Origin of the sequence: Pectobacterium sp. S5, assembly GCF_051707265.1 — a bacterium.
GTDB classification, from domain to species: domain Bacteria; phylum Pseudomonadota; class Gammaproteobacteria; order Enterobacterales; family Enterobacteriaceae; genus Pectobacterium; species Pectobacterium polare.
In genome coordinates, this window is the sequence record NZ_JAULSZ010000003.1 from 266,061 (window position 1) to 285,087 (window position 19,027).

The 19,027-nt window shown below is 51.0% G+C and carries 17 protein-coding genes; 5 read left to right on the plus strand and 12 right to left on the minus strand.

Annotated features, from left to right (window positions below; translation table 11 throughout):
* Window positions 1–100: 100 nt before the first annotated feature.
* The gene (locus tag QWJ20_RS13635) at window positions 101–1,084 is read right to left on the minus strand and encodes a helix-turn-helix transcriptional regulator (RefSeq protein WP_095700587.1); all 984 of its coding nucleotides are present in this window, start codon (window positions 1,082–1,084) and stop codon (window positions 101–103) included.
* A 422-nt stretch (window positions 1,085–1,506) separates the two neighbouring features.
* On the opposite strand from QWJ20_RS13635, the gene QWJ20_RS13640 reads away from it, so the two are divergent.
* On the plus strand, window positions 1,507–3,807 hold the full coding sequence (locus tag QWJ20_RS13640) for a TonB-dependent siderophore receptor (protein WP_433992745.1): 2,301 nt from the start codon (window positions 1,507–1,509) through the stop codon (window positions 3,805–3,807).
* 106 nt (window positions 3,808–3,913) lie between these two features.
* On the opposite strand, the gene QWJ20_RS13645 is transcribed toward QWJ20_RS13640, so the two are convergent.
* Window positions 3,914–4,225: an ArsR/SmtB family transcription factor gene (locus tag QWJ20_RS13645; protein WP_039317193.1), complete on the minus strand. Its 312-nt coding sequence runs from the start codon at window positions 4,223–4,225 to the stop codon at window positions 3,914–3,916.
* Between the two features lie 260 nt (window positions 4,226–4,485).
* Between QWJ20_RS13645 and QWJ20_RS13650 the strand changes: the two genes are divergently transcribed.
* The gene (locus QWJ20_RS13650) at window positions 4,486–5,886 is read left to right on the plus strand and encodes an RtcB family protein (RefSeq protein WP_433992746.1); all 1,401 of its coding nucleotides are present in this window, start codon (window positions 4,486–4,488) and stop codon (window positions 5,884–5,886) included.
* Between the two features lie 143 nt (window positions 5,887–6,029).
* Here the strand turns inward: QWJ20_RS13650 and QWJ20_RS13655 are convergent, their stop codons facing one another.
* Window positions 6,030–6,536 (minus strand): DUF3060 domain-containing protein, encoded by a 507-nt coding sequence (locus QWJ20_RS13655; protein ID WP_433992747.1) that lies wholly within the window; start codon window positions 6,534–6,536, stop codon window positions 6,030–6,032.
* A gap of 445 nt (window positions 6,537–6,981) precedes the next feature.
* Here QWJ20_RS13655 and acnB point away from each other — a divergent pair, with 445 nt between their 5' ends.
* Window positions 6,982–9,579: a bifunctional aconitate hydratase 2/2-methylisocitrate dehydratase gene (gene acnB / locus QWJ20_RS13660; protein WP_106389062.1), complete on the plus strand. Its 2,598-nt coding sequence runs from the start codon at window positions 6,982–6,984 to the stop codon at window positions 9,577–9,579.
* A gap of 205 nt (window positions 9,580–9,784) precedes the next feature.
* Window positions 9,785–10,144 (plus strand): protein YacL, encoded by a 360-nt coding sequence (gene yacL, locus QWJ20_RS13665; RefSeq protein ID WP_109411697.1) that lies wholly within the window; start codon window positions 9,785–9,787, stop codon window positions 10,142–10,144.
* Between the two features lie 85 nt (window positions 10,145–10,229).
* Here yacL and QWJ20_RS13670 read toward each other — a convergent pair whose 3' ends face one another.
* The 8 genes from QWJ20_RS13670 to QWJ20_RS13705 form a co-directional block, all read right to left on the minus strand.
* On the minus strand, window positions 10,230–10,904 hold the full coding sequence (locus QWJ20_RS13670; protein ID WP_109411698.1) for an amino acid ABC transporter permease: 675 nt from the start codon (window positions 10,902–10,904) through the stop codon (window positions 10,230–10,232).
* A gap of 1 nt (window position 10,905) precedes the next feature.
* The gene (locus QWJ20_RS13675) at window positions 10,906–11,631 is read right to left on the minus strand and encodes an amino acid ABC transporter ATP-binding protein (protein ID WP_095992877.1); all 726 of its coding nucleotides are present in this window, start codon (window positions 11,629–11,631) and stop codon (window positions 10,906–10,908) included.
* A complete protein-coding gene (locus QWJ20_RS13680; protein WP_119888488.1) occupies window positions 11,628–12,308 on the minus strand; it encodes an amino acid ABC transporter permease in 681 nt (226 codons plus the stop codon). The genes QWJ20_RS13675 and QWJ20_RS13680 overlap by 4 nt, the downstream gene beginning before the upstream one ends.
* A 6-nt stretch (window positions 12,309–12,314) precedes the next feature.
* A complete protein-coding gene (locus QWJ20_RS13685) occupies window positions 12,315–13,073 on the minus strand; it encodes a transporter substrate-binding domain-containing protein (protein WP_127156308.1) in 759 nt (252 codons plus the stop codon).
* A gap of 465 nt (window positions 13,074–13,538) precedes the next feature.
* Window positions 13,539–14,204 (minus strand): fructose-6-phosphate aldolase, encoded by a 666-nt coding sequence (fsa, locus tag QWJ20_RS13690; RefSeq protein WP_433992847.1) that lies wholly within the window; start codon window positions 14,202–14,204, stop codon window positions 13,539–13,541.
* 53 nt (window positions 14,205–14,257) lie between these two features.
* Window positions 14,258–15,517: a PTS ascorbate transporter subunit IIC gene (locus QWJ20_RS13695; protein WP_039483604.1), complete on the minus strand. Its 1,260-nt coding sequence runs from the start codon at window positions 15,515–15,517 to the stop codon at window positions 14,258–14,260.
* A 14-nt stretch (window positions 15,518–15,531) separates the two neighbouring features.
* A complete protein-coding gene (locus QWJ20_RS13700; protein ID WP_039470109.1) occupies window positions 15,532–15,819 on the minus strand; it encodes a PTS sugar transporter subunit IIB in 288 nt (95 codons plus the stop codon).
* 22 nt (window positions 15,820–15,841) lie between these two features.
* Complete coding sequence (locus tag QWJ20_RS13705) at window positions 15,842–16,285, minus strand: PTS sugar transporter subunit IIA (protein ID WP_433992748.1); 444 nt, start codon at window positions 16,283–16,285, stop codon at window positions 15,842–15,844.
* A 315-nt stretch (window positions 16,286–16,600) separates the two neighbouring features.
* Here QWJ20_RS13705 and QWJ20_RS13710 point away from each other — a divergent pair, with 315 nt between their 5' ends.
* Window positions 16,601–17,791, plus strand: a complete 1,191-nt coding sequence (locus tag QWJ20_RS13710; RefSeq protein WP_433992749.1) for a LacI family DNA-binding transcriptional regulator — start codon at window positions 16,601–16,603, stop codon at window positions 17,789–17,791.
* 179 nt (window positions 17,792–17,970) lie between these two features.
* On the opposite strand, the gene QWJ20_RS13715 is transcribed toward QWJ20_RS13710, so the two are convergent.
* Entirely contained in the window at window positions 17,971–19,008 is a 1,038-nt protein-coding gene (locus QWJ20_RS13715) for a fatty acid desaturase (protein WP_433992750.1), read from the minus strand.
* Between the last annotated feature and the right edge of the window lie 19 nt (window positions 19,009–19,027).

The following is a 19,027-nucleotide window of genomic DNA, read 5'->3' on the forward strand; positions in this document are numbered from 1 at the left end:
CATGTGCTGGCAGAAAAATACTAATTTACTGCGCATCGCTGAATAGCGATTAATAACCAAACGGAATAACAAATTCCATTTGGTTATTAATGATTGAGAATCAGAAACGGTCTTTTAGCTGCCCCGGCGTAATACCGAATGCACGGCGCAGGGCGGTGGCAAAGTTGGCGGGGCTGTTGTAACCGGCGATGCTGGCGGCCTGTGCAATACCGATGCCGTCTTTCTGCAAGGCCAGCATGGCGCGCTGCAAACGGCAGTTACGCAGGTATTCAAACACGCTCATATTGAATGTCTGGCGAAAATGGCGCTGTAGCGTGCTTTCACTCATGTTGACGCTTTTGGCGATTTCACTCATCGAAAGATGGTCGGCGCTGCCGCTTTCCAGCATGTCTCTGACCTGTTGAATGCGATGGTAGCTGCGTAGGGTAACGCCGCTGCTTTTGTCCTGCGCGACGCTGGCGGTCAATGAGGTAAACGCCTCGATAATCAGGCTCATACACTGCATTTCCAGATAAAGGCGCTGGAGTGGCGTTTGGCAAGGTTCGGCATCCAGCGTTTGTAAGGCAATCGCCAGCGCCTGTCGGGACGGTGTCCACAGGTGTGTTGCCAGATGCGTCTGCGTGAAATCGTGGATAGCCTGCCAGTCGCCAACGGTGTCCATCATATTGCCGTACAGCCATTCCCTGTCGAACGTCAGCGTAATCGTTCGCTCATACTCATCACGCTTGCCGATGCGGGTAAACATCGTCGGCTCCGTCAACGCAATCAGCGAGGCGGGCTGGCTCTCTCCCAGATGCAGTTCCTGATGACCAAATGAGATATGTGCGTTGCCACTCACCACGATGGCCAGTTTGATTGCGCCATCCAGCAGGTTTTGGGTTTTCATGTTGTGGCGATTAATCACATCAGCCGTATGCAGGATCAGATGGGGATTAAGCTGCACGACAGTGAACGACCCGAATAGCACTGGCGTGTTATCGATTAGCCGGGGCCCGATAAAACGGTAGTCATTCGCGACCAGACTCGATTGCTGAACGATGTGATCTTTATAGATCGGCTTTGATGACTGAGTGAAGCTGCGCACGTGATTACCTACCTGATTAAACCCTTCGACCTGCGCCTTCCATTTTGATGCTTTGGCAAAACATTTTGCTGCTAGAGCAAACCCCGTCCTGAATAACAAATGTAACAATGACCGCGCCAAAATGGTAATGCAAATACTTCTCAATAGCATTTTTCGTTGAGAACATCACATTGCACGATAAATGCATTTTCCATTTCCGGCAATGCGGAGAAAAGGGCTGATTGATTACACACAGCATTTCATAACAACACGACGTGATGCCATTGGCATGACGCTTCTCCCCGATAACCGCCACGTTTGCGCGTTTTATCTCCGCCGTTATTCAGCGTTTTGCTGATTGTCGTTAGGTGTCGCTGTACCGGCTGCGATGTTGATCCTTTTTCAGGCTACTTATTCATTTCTTACAGGGCAGGATAATTTTGATGAAACTACCACAATCGCGTCGTTATCTGGCGACGCTCATTGGCGTTAGCTGCGGGATGACGTCGTTTCTGAGCGCTGCGCAGACCTCGCCTTCAACAGAACCTGCCCCTCAGGTGCAGAATCAGGCCGAAAGTAAAACATCGGGCGACACGATGGTGGTGACGGCGGCTGAGCAAACCCGTCAGGCTCCGGGCGTGTCGGTGATTACGGCTGAAGATATCAGTAAGCGTCCGCCTGCTAACGATCTGTCCGATCTGATTCGCACCATGCCGGGCGTCAATCTGTCCGGTAACTCAACCAGCGGCCAGCGCGGTAACAATCGCCAGATCGATATCCGCGGCATGGGACCGGAAAACACACTGATTCTGGTGGATGGCAAGCCCGTGTCGAGCCGTACGGCAGTACGTTACGGCTGGCGCGGCGAGCGCGATACTCGTGGCGACACCAACTGGGTGCCTGCCGATATGGTCGAGCGCATTGAAGTGCTACGCGGCCCAGCGGCGGCGCGCTATGGTAACGGCGCTGCGGGCGGCGTGGTTAACATCATCACCAAGCAGCCAAGTCAGGAATGGCATGGCACCTGGAACACCTTCCTGAATGCGCCGGAGCATAGTTCAGAAGGCGCCACCAAACGTACCGATTTCAGCCTGATGGGGGGCCTGACCGACAGCTTGAGCTTCCGTCTGTACGGCAACCTGAATAAAACCGAGGCTGATGCACGCGATATTAACGAAGGGCATCAGTCCGCACGCGCGGGCAATCAGTCAGCTTCACTGCCTTCCGGGCGTGAAGGCGTGCGTAATAAAGATATCAACGGCCTGTTGCGTTGGGATATGACCAAGCAGCAGTCGCTGGAATTCGAAGCGGGTTCCAGCCGTCAGGGCAATATCTATGCGGGCGATTCGCAAAATACCAACACCAACCCGCTTGTCGTGAGTAATTATGGCAAGGAAACCAACCGCATGTACCGCCAGAACTTTGCGGTCACGCATCGCGGCTACTGGGACAGCGGCGTTAGCTCTACGTCGTATCTGCAATACGAGCGCACGCACAATACCCGTATCCTTGAGGGACTGTCTGGCGGTTTAGAAGGGATTTTTGATACGACGAGTCCGAACCAATATGGCACGATAAAGCTGGATAATTTCACTGCGCATAATGAAGTGAATATTCCACTAAATGTCTGGGTCGATCAGGTACTCACGTTCGGGGTTGAATGGAACGAGCAGAAGATGAAAGATCCGGTGTCGAACATGCAGACGACGACCGAAGCCGGGAGTGTGGGTTCGCTGAGCAGCAGTGGCCGCAGTGAAAAATCCGCGGCTCGTCTGGCTTCTGCCTTCGTGGAAGATAACGTCCAACTGACGGACAGCACCATGTTGACACCGGCGCTGCGTGTCGATAATCACAGCACGGCAGGCACCAACTGGAGCCCGTCGCTCAACCTGTCGCAGGAACTGGGTGACGACTACACGCTGAAGTTAGGTATCGCTCGTGCTTACAAAGCGCCGAACCTGTATCAGACTAACGAGAATTATCTCCTCTATAGCCGTGGACAGGGCTGTGCTGGCGGCACGTCTTGCTACCTAATCGGTAATGAAGACCTGAAGGCGGAAACCAGCCTGAATAAAGAAATTGGTCTGGAGTTTCACCGTGATGGGTTGATCGCGGGCATCACCTATTTCCATAACGATTACCGCAACAAGATTGAAGCAGGCAACAATGTTATCGGTAAAGCGGTGGGCGGGACGAATAAGGATTATGCCAACGCCAATATTTTCCAGTGGGGCAATGTACCGAAAGCTGTTATTCAAGGGCTGGAAGGTAACCTGACCGTTCCTGTCACGGAGAGCATCAACTGGCGTAACAATCTGACCTGGATGCTGGAATCGAAAAATAAAACCACGGGTGATTATCTGTCGATTACGCCGGAGTTTACCCTGAATTCATCGGTAGACTGGCAGGCGACGGAGAGCCTTTCCTTCCTGGCCGATGTGACCTGGTATGGTCGCCAGAAGCCGAAGAAATATAACTACAAAGGTGAGCGCGTAACGGGTAGCGCAACCAATGAGTTAAGCCCTTATGCGCTGTTCGGGTTAAGCAGTACCTATAAGTTTAACAAGAACCTGAGCGTGACCGGCGGGGTTGATAACCTGTTTGATAAACGCCTGTTCCGTGCGGGTAATGCGCAGGATGTGGTGAACACTATCAATAATTCCGTCACCATCGCGGGTGCCGGTGCGGCAACCTATAACGAACCGGGACGGACTTTCTTTGTTAGCGTGAATACGTCGTTCTAAATTTTATATCCGTCATACTGAATCGCGAACGCCACGGCACTATTGTGCCGTGGCGTTTTTTATGGCGTACCATCTCCGGCCGCCATCCTGCGGGCCGTTGCCGCGATCAGGGACAGAAAATGCCTTTTAAGGTGGCGACGATTTTTTCCACGTCCTGATTTTCGATGCGGTAGTACAGCGTTTGTGATTCGCGTCGATAGCTAATCAACCCTTCTTCACGCATTTTTGCCAGATGCTGCGAGAGGGCGGACTGGCTTAGCGGGATGTGTTCAAGCAGCGTGCCAACCGACATTTCACCGTGCTCGATAAGCAGGCAAAGCACCAGTAGCCTGTTCTCGTTGCCAATCGCGCGCAGCATCGCTGCGGCTTTTGCCGCACCGTCCTGCATGAATTCCCGATCCGAATTGCTCAACGCCATGTACCTACCATCCTGCGTAACTGACTAATTTAGTGATGCCTAATATATTGAGCTTATCATACCCTCGGCCATGAGCGAGGATAATGACTGACATCGATAAAACAGCGCATAACGGAGCCAGCGTGATGCGGCCTGTGGTTTACAATAGAGGCGTTCCTCCCTAGAATAGCCCGACATCCTTTCCTGAATCTGCTGCTGCAGGAAAAACAACCTTCTCTCCGAAACGGGAGGAGCGATTTTCTGTTTTTCTAGGTAGCACCATGTCTACATTTACTCGCTTACAAAAACGTTTATCCCGTTTGGGGATAGACACCGATTACCAACATTCTATTTATCATCTCCGCAGGCAGAACGCAGAAGCGCAGATTCTGTTGCCGGACACGTTGCCGCTGGAAGAAAAGGCGGTTCAGCAACTACTGGATTTCGCCTCGGTTCACCTACCGGGCAGCGATGCACGCGTCTGTGCTGCTCGCGCGACGCCGGATTTCCATCCCGGTACGCTTGCGCCTGTCGGCAGCATTGTTGCCACAACGGAGAACTTCGTTATCCCTGCGGCGATTGGGACGGATATCAATTGTGGCATGCGCTTGCTGACAACGGGCGTGCATCATACGGATGCTGATGAGCACAAACCCGCGCTGATTCAGGCGCTCAAAAACACGTTACTGCTGGATCGGCGTGATGTTCCCGTTACGCCAGATTCGTTTTCCGCGCTCTTTGATGAGGGGTTGTCGGCGTGGCTGGCGGCACTGCCTCAGCAGGGGCTTTGGCAGGAGGTGGACTTCCGACGGCTGTCGGCGGAACTCGGCTCCATCGCCGGAACCGATGCGGTTCGTGCCGCTAGTCGACATGCGCCTGAACCGTTTTTTGCGCCTCGCGAGATACTTCGGCCTTCCAGTCTGGGCACGGTAGGGTCGGGTAATCATTTCGTTGAGCTGCAAATTGTCGATGCCGTGTTGGACAGGCACGCGGCGTATCAGGCTGGCGTGCAGGAAGGAGAAGTCGTGGTGATGATTCACACCGGTTCACGGGACGTGGGTTTTTACGTCGGCCAGCGTGGGATCGATAAAGCGCGAGCCTGTTGGCCTGCGGGAGAAAAATATCCGGCGTCCGGCCTGTTTGGTCTGGTTGATGAGCAGGCGACGGACTATATGGAAGCCATGGGCGTCGCCGCACGCTATGCGTGGATCAACCGGATCGTGCTGACTGAACTGATTCGCTCTTCCTGGAAGCAGGTGTTTACGCGAGATACCAGCAAGCTGGTGGTCGATCTGTCGCATAACATTATCTTGCCGGAACACGGGATGAATCTGCATCGTAAAGGGGCGACGCCCGCCAAAGCCGGGGAATTTGCGCTGATTCCCGGTTCAATGGGTGATTACTCTTATCTCGTCACGGGGAAAGGGAATCCCGACTGGCTGTGGTCGTGTTCACACGGTGCGGGGCGTGCTGAACGTCGGCAAAGTATGCGTAACAAGGTCGATACGGCGAAGCAGGCAGATACGTTGCCCTGGCAATGCATCACACTGAAAGACGAACGCCTGCGGGAAGAAGCGCCTGCGGCCTATAAACCCGTTGCGCCTGTGATTGATATTCAGGCGCAGTCAGGGCTGATTCAACCCGTGGCACGGCTGCGTCCGTGGCTAACGTTTAAGGCCTGATGTGACCCGCTCTAGCGGGAATTGATTCGATATTCTGTGTACTAAAAATGAAGCCTCAATCGGCGAACTGTCGATTGAGGCGTGTGTTCTTCGTTGCCGGAATCCGTTCGGCAGGCATCTGTCAGAGGAATAAACGCAGCAAATTATGGTTTTTGTTTGATGACGTTATTAGCACCGCTGGAAGAGAGTTTCGGCTCTGTTCCTCCCCATGAGAGGCGGTTGCTGATGCCATTGAAGGAAACAGCGGCAGGGCCCTTAAAATCCAGATCGAGATGATGTTCCGTACCCGTCACATTCACCTTCGCTGGTTTATCTTCGGCAAGGATGTGCGTGCGGATAGTGTTTTTATACGCGGCGACAGTCAGGTCACCCGTCGATTGACCTGTGGCGGCAATCTCTGAACCGGTCACGGTGAGCGATGTTGCGGTATCGAACGTGATGTTGTGCTCGGAACCTGAGACGGAAATATCGGCACATTTGCCGGTCAGTACGATGTTGTTGCCGTTGCCTGAAATATTGACATCATTGCCATTACAGGGAATATCGCGCGTTAAACCGATCCCCTCCAGCTCGATAGGGGCGGCATAGACGGAGGCAGTGAACGCGAAAGCAGTAGCGAAAACCATTGGCAGATACCGTTTTATCTTCATGGCATTTTTTCCTGTGATCAAAGAGGTCATCCGGCATCGTTGCCGTGAAGGCACCTATCATCTGTTAACACTTTTCCCGACTCTATTGCGAACATTCTGATTATCGCTACGCCATCAAACGATGATTAATCGCGCTATGTTGTTAAAAACTTACCTATTATGTGGTTAACTCAGCATAGTTAGTGTGCGCCGTCAGGGACATGCTATTCTGCTGATGTCGGCATTTTTTAGTGATAGTGAAATTGGGCACATAGCATAGTTGAACAAAAATTAATGTTGCTATTATGTGAACGAATTAACAATCAATTCAAATCCTGATATGCTGACGAGGCTGGACCGGACACTCTACTACCTTACATCCACACGCTGGCACCCAGGCATGGACACCACAAGCGGGAACAAGAGCGCCGGGCATAATGAAGACAATGAGAGCGAGGAGAACGTCGTGCTAGAAGAATATCGTAAGCACGTAGCCGACCGGGCTGCGCAGGGGATTGTTCCTAAACCGTTAGATGCCACGCAGATGGCCGCGCTGGTTGAGTCACTCAAGAATCCCCCGGCGGGCGAAGAAGAAGTATTGCTTGACCTGCTGATTAACCGTGTCCCCCCCGGCGTTGATGAAGCCGCCTACGTGAAGGCCGGTTTTCTGGCTGCCGTCGCCAAAGGCGAAGCCACTTCCCCATTGGTCACCCAGGAAAAAGCGATTGAGCTGCTGGGCACCATGCAAGGGGGCTACAACATTCATCCGCTGATTGATGCGTTAGACAACGACAAGCTGGCACCGATTGCCGCCGAAGCGCTGTCCCACACGCTGCTGATGTTTGATAACTTCTACGATGTGGAAGAAAAGGCGAAAGCAGGCAATGCGCACGCCAAGAAAGTGATTCAATCCTGGGCTGATGCCGAGTGGTTCCTGTCCCGCCCGAAACTGGCGGAAAAAATTACCGTTACCGTCTTTAAAGTCACCGGTGAAACCAACACGGATGACCTGTCTCCGGCACCTGATGCCTGGTCACGCCCTGACATCCCGCTGCACGCGCTGGCGATGCTGAAAAACGCCCGTGAAGGTATCGATCCCGATCAACCTGGTGCTGTGGGCCCGATCAAACAGATCGAAGAACTGAACAAGAAAGGTTTCCCGCTGGCTTACGTCGGTGATGTTGTCGGTACCGGTTCATCGCGTAAATCGGCAACCAACTCCGTGCTGTGGTTCATGGGGGATGATATCCCTCACGTTCCGAACAAACGCGGCGGTGGTGTAGTGCTGGGCGGCAAGATCGCTCCGATCTTCTTCAACACGATGGAAGATGCTGGTGCGCTGCCGATCGAAGTCGATGTGAACGATCTAAATATGGGCGATGTGATTGATATCTACCCGTATGAAGGTGAAGTGCGTCGTCATGACACCAATGAAGTGCTGGCGACCTTTGCGCTGAAGACCGACGTCTTGCTGGATGAAGTTCGCGCCGGTGGCCGTATTCCACTGATTATCGGCCGTGGACTGACGTCCAAGGCGCGCGAATCTCTGGGCTTGCCGCACAGCGATATCTTCCGTATTTCCAAAGCGGTTGAAGCCAGCAAAAAAGGCTTCTCGCTGGCGCAGAAAATGGTAGGACGTGCCTGTGGCGTCGCGGGTATTCGCCCTGACGAATACTGCGAACCGAAGATGACATCTGTAGGTTCACAGGACACCACCGGGCCGATGACCCGTGACGAGCTGAAAGATCTGGCCTGTCTGGGCTTCTCCGCTGATTTGGTGATGCAGTCGTTCTGCCACACCGCGGCCTATCCGAAGCCGGTTGACGTGACCACGCACCACACACTGCCTGATTTCATCATGAACCGCGGCGGCGTATCGCTGCGTCCGGGCGATGGTGTTATCCACTCCTGGCTGAACCGTATGCTGCTGCCGGATACCGTTGGTACAGGTGGTGACTCCCACACCCGTTTCCCAATCGGTATCTCTTTCCCTGCGGGCTCCGGTCTGGTGGCGTTTGCTGCCGCGACGGGCGTGATGCCGCTGGATATGCCGGAATCCGTTCTGGTGCGCTTCAAAGGCAAAATGCAGCCGGGCATTACCCTGCGCGATCTGGTTCACGCCATTCCGCTGTACGCCATCAAGCAAGGCCTGTTGACCGTTGAGAAGAAAGGCAAGAAGAACATCTTCTCTGGCCGTATTCTGGAAATCGAAGGTCTGCCAGATCTGAAAGTCGAGCAGGCGTTTGAACTGACCGACGCCTCGGCGGAACGTTCTGCGGCTGGCTGTACGATCAAGCTGGATAAAGCGCCGATCATCGAGTATCTGAACTCCAACATCGTGTTGTTGAAGTGGATGATCTCCGAAGGCTACGGCGATCGTCGTACGCTGGAGCGTCGTATTCAGGGTATGGAAAAATGGCTGGCCGATCCACAACTGCTGGAAGCGGATGCCGATGCCGAGTACGCCGCGGTGATCGATATCGATCTGGCCGACATCAAAGAGCCGATCCTGTGTGCGCCTAACGATCCAGACGATGCGCGCTGGTTGTCTGACGTGCAGGGCGAGAAGATTGATGAAGTCTTCATCGGTTCCTGTATGACCAACATCGGGCACTTCCGTGCGGCAGGTAAACTGCTGGATAGCCACAAAGGCCAACTGCCGACCCGCCTGTGGGTTGCGCCGCCGACCAAGATGGATGCAGCACAGCTGACCGAAGAAGGCTACTACAGCGTGTTTGGTAAGAGCGGAGCGCGTATCGAAATACCAGGCTGCTCGCTGTGCATGGGTAACCAGGCGCGCGTAGCGGATGGTGCGACGGTCGTTTCTACCTCGACGCGTAACTTCCCGAACCGTTTGGGAACCGGCGCTAATGTGTATCTGGCCTCTGCCGAACTGGCTGCGGTTGCCTCATTGCTGGGTCGCTTGCCGACGTCAGAAGAGTACCAGACCTACATGTCGCAGGTGGATAAAACCGCGCAGGACACCTATCGCTATCTGAATTTTGACCAGTTAGGTCAATATACCGAGAAAGCGGATAGCGTGATCTTCCAGACGGCGGTCTAACTCGCTATAGTTCGCATCTCTACACCGAAGGAGGCCTTGTGCCTCCTTTTTTTCTGCCCGTTTTATACGCCTCATACCTCACGCTGCCTGTGCATTGACGGTTGGCATCGTGCTTTTGCAGCATGAAAGGTGAAGGTGTATCACGACGATAGGGGGCAGAGGCGACTAAACTGAACAAAAGAAACATAACAGTGAGGATGGCATCATGGACTATGAATTTTTGCGGGATGTGACGGGCCAGGTCATCGTTCGTATGTCGATGGGACATGAAGCGATCGGACACTGGTTCAATGAAGAAGTGAAAGGCCAACTGACGATCTTGACTGATGTCGAAGATGGCGCGCGTTCCGTCGCAGGCAGCGAGCGGCAGTGGCGGCGCGTGGGCCACGAGTACACGCTGTCGCTGGATGAAGAAGAAGTGATGGTGCAGGCAAATCAACTGTCTTTCACCACGGATGAGCTGGAAGAGGGAATGAGTTATTACGACGAAGAGAGCCTGTCTTTATGCGGTCTGGATGATTTTCTGACGCTGGTGGAAAAGTACCGCGAATTCGTCCTGCATTGACAGAACGGTGAAGGAAAAGCGTGCTGGAATCAGTACGCGGGGAGCCTTTGGTCGTTATCTGAATCAATCATCGCTCACTGTCAGGTTAGGCCTGAGTGAGGACAAGCAGCTTGCGTTCAATGATTCTGGACAGCAGCACAATAAAAGAAATCAGCACTAAGTAAACCAGCGCAGCGAACAGGTAGGCACTGAAAAACTCAAAGTTAGTTGCCGCGACTTCCTGAATGCGGGAAAAAAATTCAGTGTACTGGATGAGGAAAGCGATGGTGCTGTCTTTGATATTATTAATGACCTGATTAGTCAGTGCGGGCACTGAGGTGATTAATACCTGAGGCAATATCATTAAGCGAAATATTTGCCATTGACTAAACCCTTGTACGACGGCCGCTTCCGCCTCGTACTTGTTCAGGGAATTGTAAGCGGTTGTCATATAGGCGGCGTTATAAGCCCCGATATTCAGGGTAAATCCCGTTACCGCGACAGCGAAAGGCGATAAGTTAATACCGGTTTGTGGCAAGCCGTAATACATGACAAATAAAATAAGAATTAATGGCGTGCCGATAAAAAAGTCCATATACATTTCTGTTAGCTTTTTAACGGCAGGTCGGTTGCTGATACTCAGAAAAAAAATAACAATGCCCCAGAAAAAGCCCGTGAGAGAAACCACTATCGCCAGCTTTACTGTCTCGCTGATTCCATCAAGCACCAGTGGAAGCTGATCTATCAGCTCGTGATAAAAACTCATCCATCCGGCAAGCATATTACTTTTCTCCAAAAAAATAATGAATATCCGGCTCGCCATTTAGGGCTGACAGCTCTGCGAAAGATCCTTCGGCCCGAATCCTGCCATAGTTTAGGAAGGTCACTCTGTCACACAGCTGTTTAGCCAGACGTATATCGTGGGTGACGCATAATATGGTGACTTTCCGCCGGTGAAGTTGCTTAATGAGCGAACCCACTTCACGGGTCATGAGCGGATCGAGGGCGGAGGTCGGCTCATCAAATACAATGATTTCAGGATCGGTAACCAGAGCACGGATGAGAGCAACGCGCTGTTGCTGGCCGCCAGAGAGCTGTGAAGGGTATTTCATACCGTGCTCCTCCATCCCCAGCCTTTCCAGTTCATATAAGGCTTTAGTTCTGGCATCACGTTCGGAGACGTTAAAGACTTTACGCAGCGCCAGAGTAATATTGTCCATAACGTTCAGATGACGATATAGCGCGTAGTTCTGAAAAACGAATCCAATTTTTTTCCTGAAATCGAGAATATTAAATTTTTTATCGGTAACGTTCTGACCATGAAAAAATATATTACCTGTATCCGGGCTTTCAAGCTGGGCCAGGCAGCGCAGCAGCGTTGTTTTGCCACAGCCCGATGGGCCCATGACGATTTTTATTTCGCCATGCTCAATCTGTAAATTGAGATTATCCAGCACCTTTTTGCTACCGAGTGTTTTACTGACCTCGCGTAATTCTATTAACGTCATCTATTGCCACCCTGATTTTTCAAGCTATCGCCCGTTACCTGAAATCTCATTTCAAGCCGCCTTACGGCAATAATAGATAATTTGTAAATGAGAAAATAAAGTATTGCCGCCAGCGTATAAATGACCAGACCGTTCATCGTGACTGCCGTCAGAGACATGGCCTGCTTGGTGATTTCCGGTATGCCAACGGTGTAGGCAAAAGGTGTGGCTTTTAATACCGATGAGAATTCGTTGGCTACCCCAGGAACAGAAAAGCGGAGCATTTGCGGTAGCTCGATGTATCTTATAATTTGTAATTTCCCTAAACCTGCGGTCTTGGCGGCGGTAATCTCTGACGGATCGACCAATTGAAGCGCACCGCGGAACACTTCCGCAAGATAACTCCCGCTGATTAATCCGATGCTAATGTTCATGGCAAGCAGGGGGGGAATGCTCAGGCCTATTGCCGGAAGGCCGAAATAAACGAGGAAGACGGCGATTAAAACGGGAATACCACGAAAAATGAAGACCAGAATATCCAGTATGTTCTTCACCGAGGGAAAAACCAGTCGCCGTAACACGGCGACGGTTAATCCAATAACCAAGGCTGATGCAAAACACGTAAATGTGACGATGAGCGTGTACTTGACACCTTCAAACAAGAAATAATAAATGTTTATCATGTCTTGTGATGACATCGTTTTTTATTTCATCCACTTATCTACGATGCCCGATATTTTTGCTTCACCCTGTTCATTCAGCCAGGTATTAAAGTCATCGCGCACCGGTGAACCTTTCTTAAAGGCAAACCCAAGGTGGTCAACGCCTTTGAAAACATAGCGGCTTTCAATCGGGGCTTTTTGCTTGTTCTTGTAGTTAAAGTAAACCGGGTCTTCTATGAAGGCGAGATCTAAGTTGCCATTTTTCAAGTCGGCAATGGTTTCATTATAAGAGGGGTAAAGTTTTACTGTGCTCAGCGAGTAATATCCTTTGGGTTCCAGATCGGTTTTTATCAAATCGGCGTAAGCCATACCTCTGGGAAACCCTACGGTGTATTTTTTTAAATTATGTAGATCGCTCAGGTCTATATCACGATTATTTAAGCTGACCAGATTAAATGAATTCACATAATAAGGAGCGGAGAAGTCCATGACTTTCTTGCGCTTATCCGTGATGGATATCCCTGAAAATGCGACATCAGCCTGACCACTTGCCACGGCACCCAGCATGCCATCCCAAGAGTATTCCGTTATTTTCAGTTTGCAGTTTCTTTCTTTGCAATAAGAAGAGAAGAGTTCAAGATCGATCCCTTCTAATTTCCCGTCAGCGGATTTAAATAGCATCGGGGGTGAAGCGGGAGAAACCGCAACGTTAAGTGTCTTTCCATCGACAGGATTGGCGGCGAAAGCCGTAAATGAGGTTATTCCTAAAATTGTGCCTAATAAAAACGTTTTGAGTAACATGCTGGACTCCTGAATGTAATAAAAGATACATACGTATTTTGAATCAACCATAGGAGAAAAGTATTGCCACTATCGCTGTCGACAAAGGTAAAAGCCGCATTTAAAATAGGAGCCGTATTTCTGCCAGAATACAGAGCCTCAGCAATGCGCCATTTAAACCTTAATTTAAACTGATAAGACAAGTAGTTTTATATTGTAACTATTGGTTATCGTTATTATCACTAAAAAAACTACTGAATGATAAATATAATCACCTCTTTCTCAATGTGCAAATTTTGTCCAATCAATTATCTTATGGGAGAACCGATCTGCGGCTACGGTGAGATATCGCGTGTTCGCATGAGGTCTGGTGTGGGGGAAGTGGGTGATTCAGCGCTCGCCTTTGAATCCGCGAGAAGGGGTAGCAGAGGTGGATTTGCAAACAGTGAAAACACCACCCGGCGAGCGAGTGGTGTTGTCCATTAATCAACCAAGATCGGCATGACCAAAGCGTGCTTGCCAGTCATGATCGAACCGGTTAAGCGCATCTTCAACCGCAGGATCTTGCAGGAACAGTTCAGCAACAGCAGGGTCGACGGTAATCGCCCGACACCCCGCCAGCAGGCAGTCCAGCACCTGACGCGGCGTGCGAAAGCTAGCCGCCAGCACCTGAGTCTGCGGGCTGTGCAGGTTAATCAGGGTTTGCAGCTCTTTCACGAGTGCAATCCCATCGCCACCCTGCGCATCAATGCGGTTGACGTAAGGCGCGATATAGCGAGCGCCAGCCAGCGCGGCATAAAACCCTTGCCCCGCACCGTATACGGCGGTGCCGAGGGTAGGAATATCCAGCGCCGTCAACTGCCTGATAGCGCTCAAACCCGCATTCGTCACCGGCACTTTGACGACCAGAGAAGGAATCACATCTCTGAGCTTCAATGCCTCTTCCACCATCACATCAGGATCGCGCGACATCACCTGAGCAAACAGCTGTCCTTCCGTGCCGATAACGGCCTGCATGTCCCGTAGCACGCTGTAAATATCGGATTTTCCGCGTGCGACAATGCTTGGATTGGTGGTCACGCCTTTAATCGGCAACACGCCAGCAAGTCGTTCTACTGCGGCGACATCCGCCGTATCTAAATAGAATTCCATCATTTCCCCCGTTAACTAAAACCGGTCTGTCGGATGATATTCATCATGCGGGCTTAGCGCACGATAATGCCCAGCAGAATCCCCACCGCGCCGAAGTCAGAATCGCTGAACGTGGTGTTTGCCAGCCCGATACTGCCCAGCACCGGCAACAGGAAAACAGGCAGGAAGGTAATCAGCAGTCCGTTGGCAAAAGAACCTAGAATCGCACCGCGACGTCCGCCGGTAGCGTTACCGAACACACCAGCCGCTGCGCCGACGAAGAAGTGCGGCACTACGCCAGGAATGATCACCGTTAATCCCATCAGGTAGAGCAGGACCATACCGATCACCCCAGCTGCAAAGCTGCTCAGGAAGCCGACCAGAACGGCATTCGGGGCATACGGAAAGACCACGGGGCAATCTAATGCTGGTTTAGCGTTGGGGACGAGTTTGTCAGAAATGCCTTTAAACGCCGGCACGATTTCCGCAATCACCATCCGCACGCCTTGCAGCACGATATACACGCCGGCGGCAAAGGTAATGGATTGAATCAGCGAAAACATGAACCAGTTTTTCCCACCGGCGTTCATCGTTTTCACCGCTTCAGGGCCGGCAAACAGACAGGTGAAAATGAAGATGAAAAACATGGTAAAGGCGATGGCAACTGGCGTATCACGCAGGAACAGTAGACTCTTCGGTACTTCCATGTCCTCTGTTGATTTCTCTTTATTACCAAACTTGCTGCCGATAAATGCTGACAGCAGTTGTGATATCGCAGAGAAGTGACCAAAGGCGACGTCATCCGAGCCTGTGACTTTCTTCATATACGGGTGAATAATGGCAGGGAACAGCACCATTGATACCCCGACGACCAGCGACCCAACGGTAATCAGCAGCACGCCCTTCATGCCTGCGGTCGCCAGAATCACGGCAACCATCATCGACATAAACAGCGTGTGGTGGCCGGTCAGGAAAATGTATTTCCACGGCGTAAAGCGGGCGATTGCGATATTGATGACCATCGCGAAGAACATGATCATCGCCATCTCGGTGCCGAAGTTCTTCTGTGCTACCGCGACAATGGCTTCATTATTCGGTACCACACCCGCGATACCAAACGCATGGTGGAAAATCTGGGCGAAATCTCCCAGCGAGGACACGATCAGGCTCGCGCCCGCCCCAAGGATCAGAAAGCCCATGACGGTTTTCACCGTGCCCTTGATGCATTCCGTAACCGGTTTTTTCTGTGCAATCAGGCCGATAAGCGCAATCAAACCGACCAATATGGACGGTTCAGACAGCACATCACTCATTAAAAAACGGAAGAATTCCATTGGTGATTCCTCGCTTATAATGCGCCAAGTTCTGTCAGGGCGACCGACAGGCGCTCTTTCATCGCCACTTTATCGATCATGTTGCTCAGGGACACAATTTTCCCCCCGACTGCCTGTGCGACGAGCTGATCGGCAATATCCTTTGTACCGACAAAGATGTCGCTGTCCGTGCCTTTCGCCGAACCTAAATCTACGTGATCCACGTCAGCAACCACGCCGAGCTCTTTAACGATGTTTTTAATGCTCATTTCCATCATCAGGCTGGTACCCAGGCCGTTACCGCATACGACTGTAATTTTCATAATCTGTGTCCTCTGGTGGCAATTAATAACGAGAAATAACGGAAAGCACCTGTTCGACTTCCGTCGCGTTAATTAACGCGGCGACGTCATCAGGCGTGTCGAACAACTGCGCGAGCTGTGAAATAATATCGATATGGCTGTTGCTGTCTGTGGCGGCCAGAACAATCAGTAAATGCACGGGATCGTTGTCTTCGGAATGGAAAACCACGCCGTCACGAATCAGCGTCAGGCTGACCGCGAGCTGGTTCACACCGTCTTCCGGGCGCGCATGCGGCATGGCAATTCCTGGGCCGACGACATAATAAGGACCGATGGCCTCATGAGAGCGGTAGATCGTCTCAATATAGGTGGGTTCAATCGAACCGTTATCCAGTAAAGGCTTACAGGACAAGGCGATAGCGTGACGCCAATCATCACAGGCAGGTAAAATCTGAACAACGTCTGGTGTTAGTAAAGTGTTAAGCATTAGAGTCACCTCTGTATCATTCTGAACGCAGGATAGTGTGCCAGCTTCGAAAATAATGTGATTAACATCTAAAAAGATAGCGCTAACTGATATGATTATCATTAACTGTGACCTGCTTAGCACAAGCGGGGCCATTATTTGTTCCCCCGTGTCGTCACAGGCACACTATGAACGGCGATAACACGGCGTGAATGATGCAATAGGGAAATCGAGTGTTCGCACGTTGCCTACCCACGCTAGCCTGAAGACCATGACGTAACAGGCTGTTATAGCAACCGTGCGATGAGAAAAATGACGAATGGAGAGGAAGTGAGCATGCGTAAGCGTCGCAGTACCGGTAAGGTTACGCTACAGGATGTCGCCGACTACGCGGGCGTAGGGACGATGACGGTATCGCGCGTGATGCGCAAACCCGATCTGGTCTCTGAGAAGTTACGCAGCAAAGTGGAACTGGCCGCCAGAGCATTAGGCTATGAACCCAATCAAGAGGCCAGCCAGCTCACCGAGAGTACGAGCCGCGTGACGCTACAGGACATTGCGAGCTATGCCGGTGTCGGCGCGATGACTGTGTCCCGCGCGTTGCGGGAGCCAGGGCTGGTTTCTGATGCGACACAGAAGAAAATTAATGACGCGATAAAAACGCTGGGCTATGTACCGAATCAGGCGGCAGGCGCGCTGGCATCAGCCTATCAACCCGCTATCGCGGTGCTTTATCCTTTTCAGCAAGATCGCGCCAGCGTGCGTTTTGTGCAGGCGCTGCAACAGGCGGTGGGCAAACATAACGTTCCGTTAATCATGGGCTGCCATGAATATCGTCAGCATACCGAAGCGGGCATGGTCGAAAAACTCCTGCAGCAGCGGCCAGCGGCGCTGGTGTTATTCAGTGCGCAACTCTCACAGCGAACCCGAGACATTATTCAGGCCAGCAACGTGATTACGGTGAACGTTTCCGGCGCTGACGTGCTGAGTGCGAATATCAATATTGATATCGCCCTTGCCGAAGCGGCAGAGCAACTGACGATGTCGCTGCTGGAAAAGGGGTATCACCATGTGGCTTATATCGGCGCTCATACGGATAACCGTTTGCAAAAACAGCAGTTGAACGGCTGGAATAAAGCCATGCTGGCGCACTATCACAATGCGGATTTGAAAATTACGATCCCAGAAGCCCCCAGCCTGCAATTTGGCCGCTATGCCATGACGGAACTGCTGCAAAACCAGCCGGAGCTGGATGCGATTATCTGTAGTCATGAGGAAATAGCGCTGGGCGCGCTCTTTGAATGCCAGCGCCGCCTGATGAAAGTCCCTTACGATCTGGCGATTGCCTGTCTGGATGGTTCTGAACAATGTGAGCACACGTTCCCAGCGCTGACCGCGATGCGGCTTGATTATGAAAAGCTGGGCGCGGAGGTTGGGCGTTTGGTGCTCGCCATGATGGACAACGACGAGCATCCACCCGTACAGGAAAAGGTGAAATTCATCTTTGAGCCGCGCGCCAGCAGCTAGCCGGAGAGGCGTGTTATGCTGCACGTTGCATAGCAATTGGGCAAAATGATCGTGTTTTTCCTGAAAAGAGACTCGTATTGAGTATCAACGGCCAAAACAGAGATTTCGGCCGTTGATATATTGCGATGGTTGGCAGCTACTATCCTATGCCACGCTTCAGAAAGCGCCGCCTTTCTTCATTATTGATTCTGGCTCCAGCGATTTGCGCGACTGAAAGAACCGAAGTCATTAAACCGAACGCCCATATCCCTCATGACTTTATGCGCCACGGGGGTTGATAGCTGCCTTATATAAAAGGGTTCATTCACGACAAAATGATGTATTGCATGTGTGCTGCCAAAGTTAAAACAGAAGAAATTAATGGGATAGAGCCACCAGGGGTTAAGAACCTGTGTTTCCTGAATGACATTTCCGCTTTCATTGTCACCATGGTAATGCAGGTTTGACGAGATAAAATGTAAGCAGAATGACCAGAGCATATTGGGGCCAACAATGATTACCACTGAGATATTAATAAAGTGAATGGTGCTCATCATGGTTTCAGACCAGATTACTGGATTTTCTGTTAATATAAAATAAAGGTTTATGCCGTGAAAAATTAAAAAAGAATACCATATTACCGAGTAGATTACGGCGAAGGGGAAAAACGCTTTGACGGAGAATGAAAGCAGTTTCTTTTTCTCCAAAGGCGTTTTAGCATTATTCATCATAACAACGGCGGCGACAACTAAATCACTGAGCATTAAAATTCGCAAAAGCCCCCACTTTCTACCATTACCTAAAAACTTCTCTTCTACATCATGTTCAGATCCTGATACCTGATGATGCAGTAGATGTACGTCACGCCTCATCCATGGACTTGCTGTGCTGGGACGCATTAGCCAGACTACGGTCATCATCATATGGTGTATAAAACGATTTTTTCTGAAATATAAATTGTGGATTAGGTCATGTTCAATTTCATGTGCAACAGAAATACATAGCGTATTGACTATCAGGCAAACCCACCAGGGAAGATAACCATAAAAATAGAATAAGGAACTGAGCACCATCACGACTGTGATTGCAGTTAAGGCACTAAACCCTAATAGATCCTGATGATTTAGAATAGGATATTTATTTCGCAGTTCCTTACTGTAATTAATAATTACTTTTCTGATTTGTTTTGACTTTGCGCTATCATCTCTATCTATCAGGTTAGATATAGGTACATTCATGATGTATTTCTCCGGGAGG

What these genes read in the sequence shown, in the direction of transcription:
- QWJ20_RS13640 (WP_433992745.1), top strand. Translation starts at nt 1,507, where the DNA reads ATGAAACTACCACAATCGCGTCGTTATCTGGCGACGCTCATTGGCGTT.
- QWJ20_RS13645 (WP_039317193.1), bottom strand. Translation starts at nt 4,225, where the DNA reads ATGGCGTTGAGCAATTCGGATCGGGAATTCATGCAGGACGGTGCGGCA.
- QWJ20_RS13650 (WP_433992746.1), top strand. Translation starts at nt 4,486, where the DNA reads ATGTCTACATTTACTCGCTTACAAAAACGTTTATCCCGTTTGGGGATA.
- QWJ20_RS13655 (WP_433992747.1), bottom strand. Translation starts at nt 6,536, where the DNA reads ATGAAGATAAAACGGTATCTGCCAATGGTTTTCGCTACTGCTTTCGCG.
- yacL (WP_109411697.1), top strand. Translation starts at nt 9,785, where the DNA reads ATGGACTATGAATTTTTGCGGGATGTGACGGGCCAGGTCATCGTTCGT.
- QWJ20_RS13670 (WP_109411698.1), bottom strand. Translation starts at nt 10,904, where the DNA reads ATGCTTGCCGGATGGATGAGTTTTTATCACGAGCTGATAGATCAGCTT.
- QWJ20_RS13675 (WP_095992877.1), bottom strand. Translation starts at nt 11,631, where the DNA reads ATGACGTTAATAGAATTACGCGAGGTCAGTAAAACACTCGGTAGCAAA.
- QWJ20_RS13680 (WP_119888488.1), bottom strand. Translation starts at nt 12,308, where the DNA reads ATGTCATCACAAGACATGATAAACATTTATTATTTCTTGTTTGAAGGT.
- QWJ20_RS13685 (WP_127156308.1), bottom strand. Translation starts at nt 13,073, where the DNA reads ATGTTACTCAAAACGTTTTTATTAGGCACAATTTTAGGAATAACCTCA.
- fsa (WP_433992847.1), bottom strand. Translation starts at nt 14,204, where the DNA reads ATGGAATTCTATTTAGATACGGCGGATGTCGCCGCAGTAGAACGACTT.
- QWJ20_RS13695 (WP_039483604.1), bottom strand. Translation starts at nt 15,517, where the DNA reads ATGGAATTCTTCCGTTTTTTAATGAGTGATGTGCTGTCTGAACCGTCC.
- QWJ20_RS13700 (WP_039470109.1), bottom strand. Translation starts at nt 15,819, where the DNA reads ATGAAAATTACAGTCGTATGCGGTAACGGCCTGGGTACCAGCCTGATG.
- QWJ20_RS13705 (WP_433992748.1), bottom strand. Translation starts at nt 16,285, where the DNA reads ATGCTTAACACTTTACTAACACCAGACGTTGTTCAGATTTTACCTGCC.
- QWJ20_RS13710 (WP_433992749.1), top strand. Translation starts at nt 16,601, where the DNA reads ATGCGTAAGCGTCGCAGTACCGGTAAGGTTACGCTACAGGATGTCGCC.
- QWJ20_RS13715 (WP_433992750.1), bottom strand. Translation starts at nt 19,008, where the DNA reads ATGAATGTACCTATATCTAACCTGATAGATAGAGATGATAGCGCAAAG.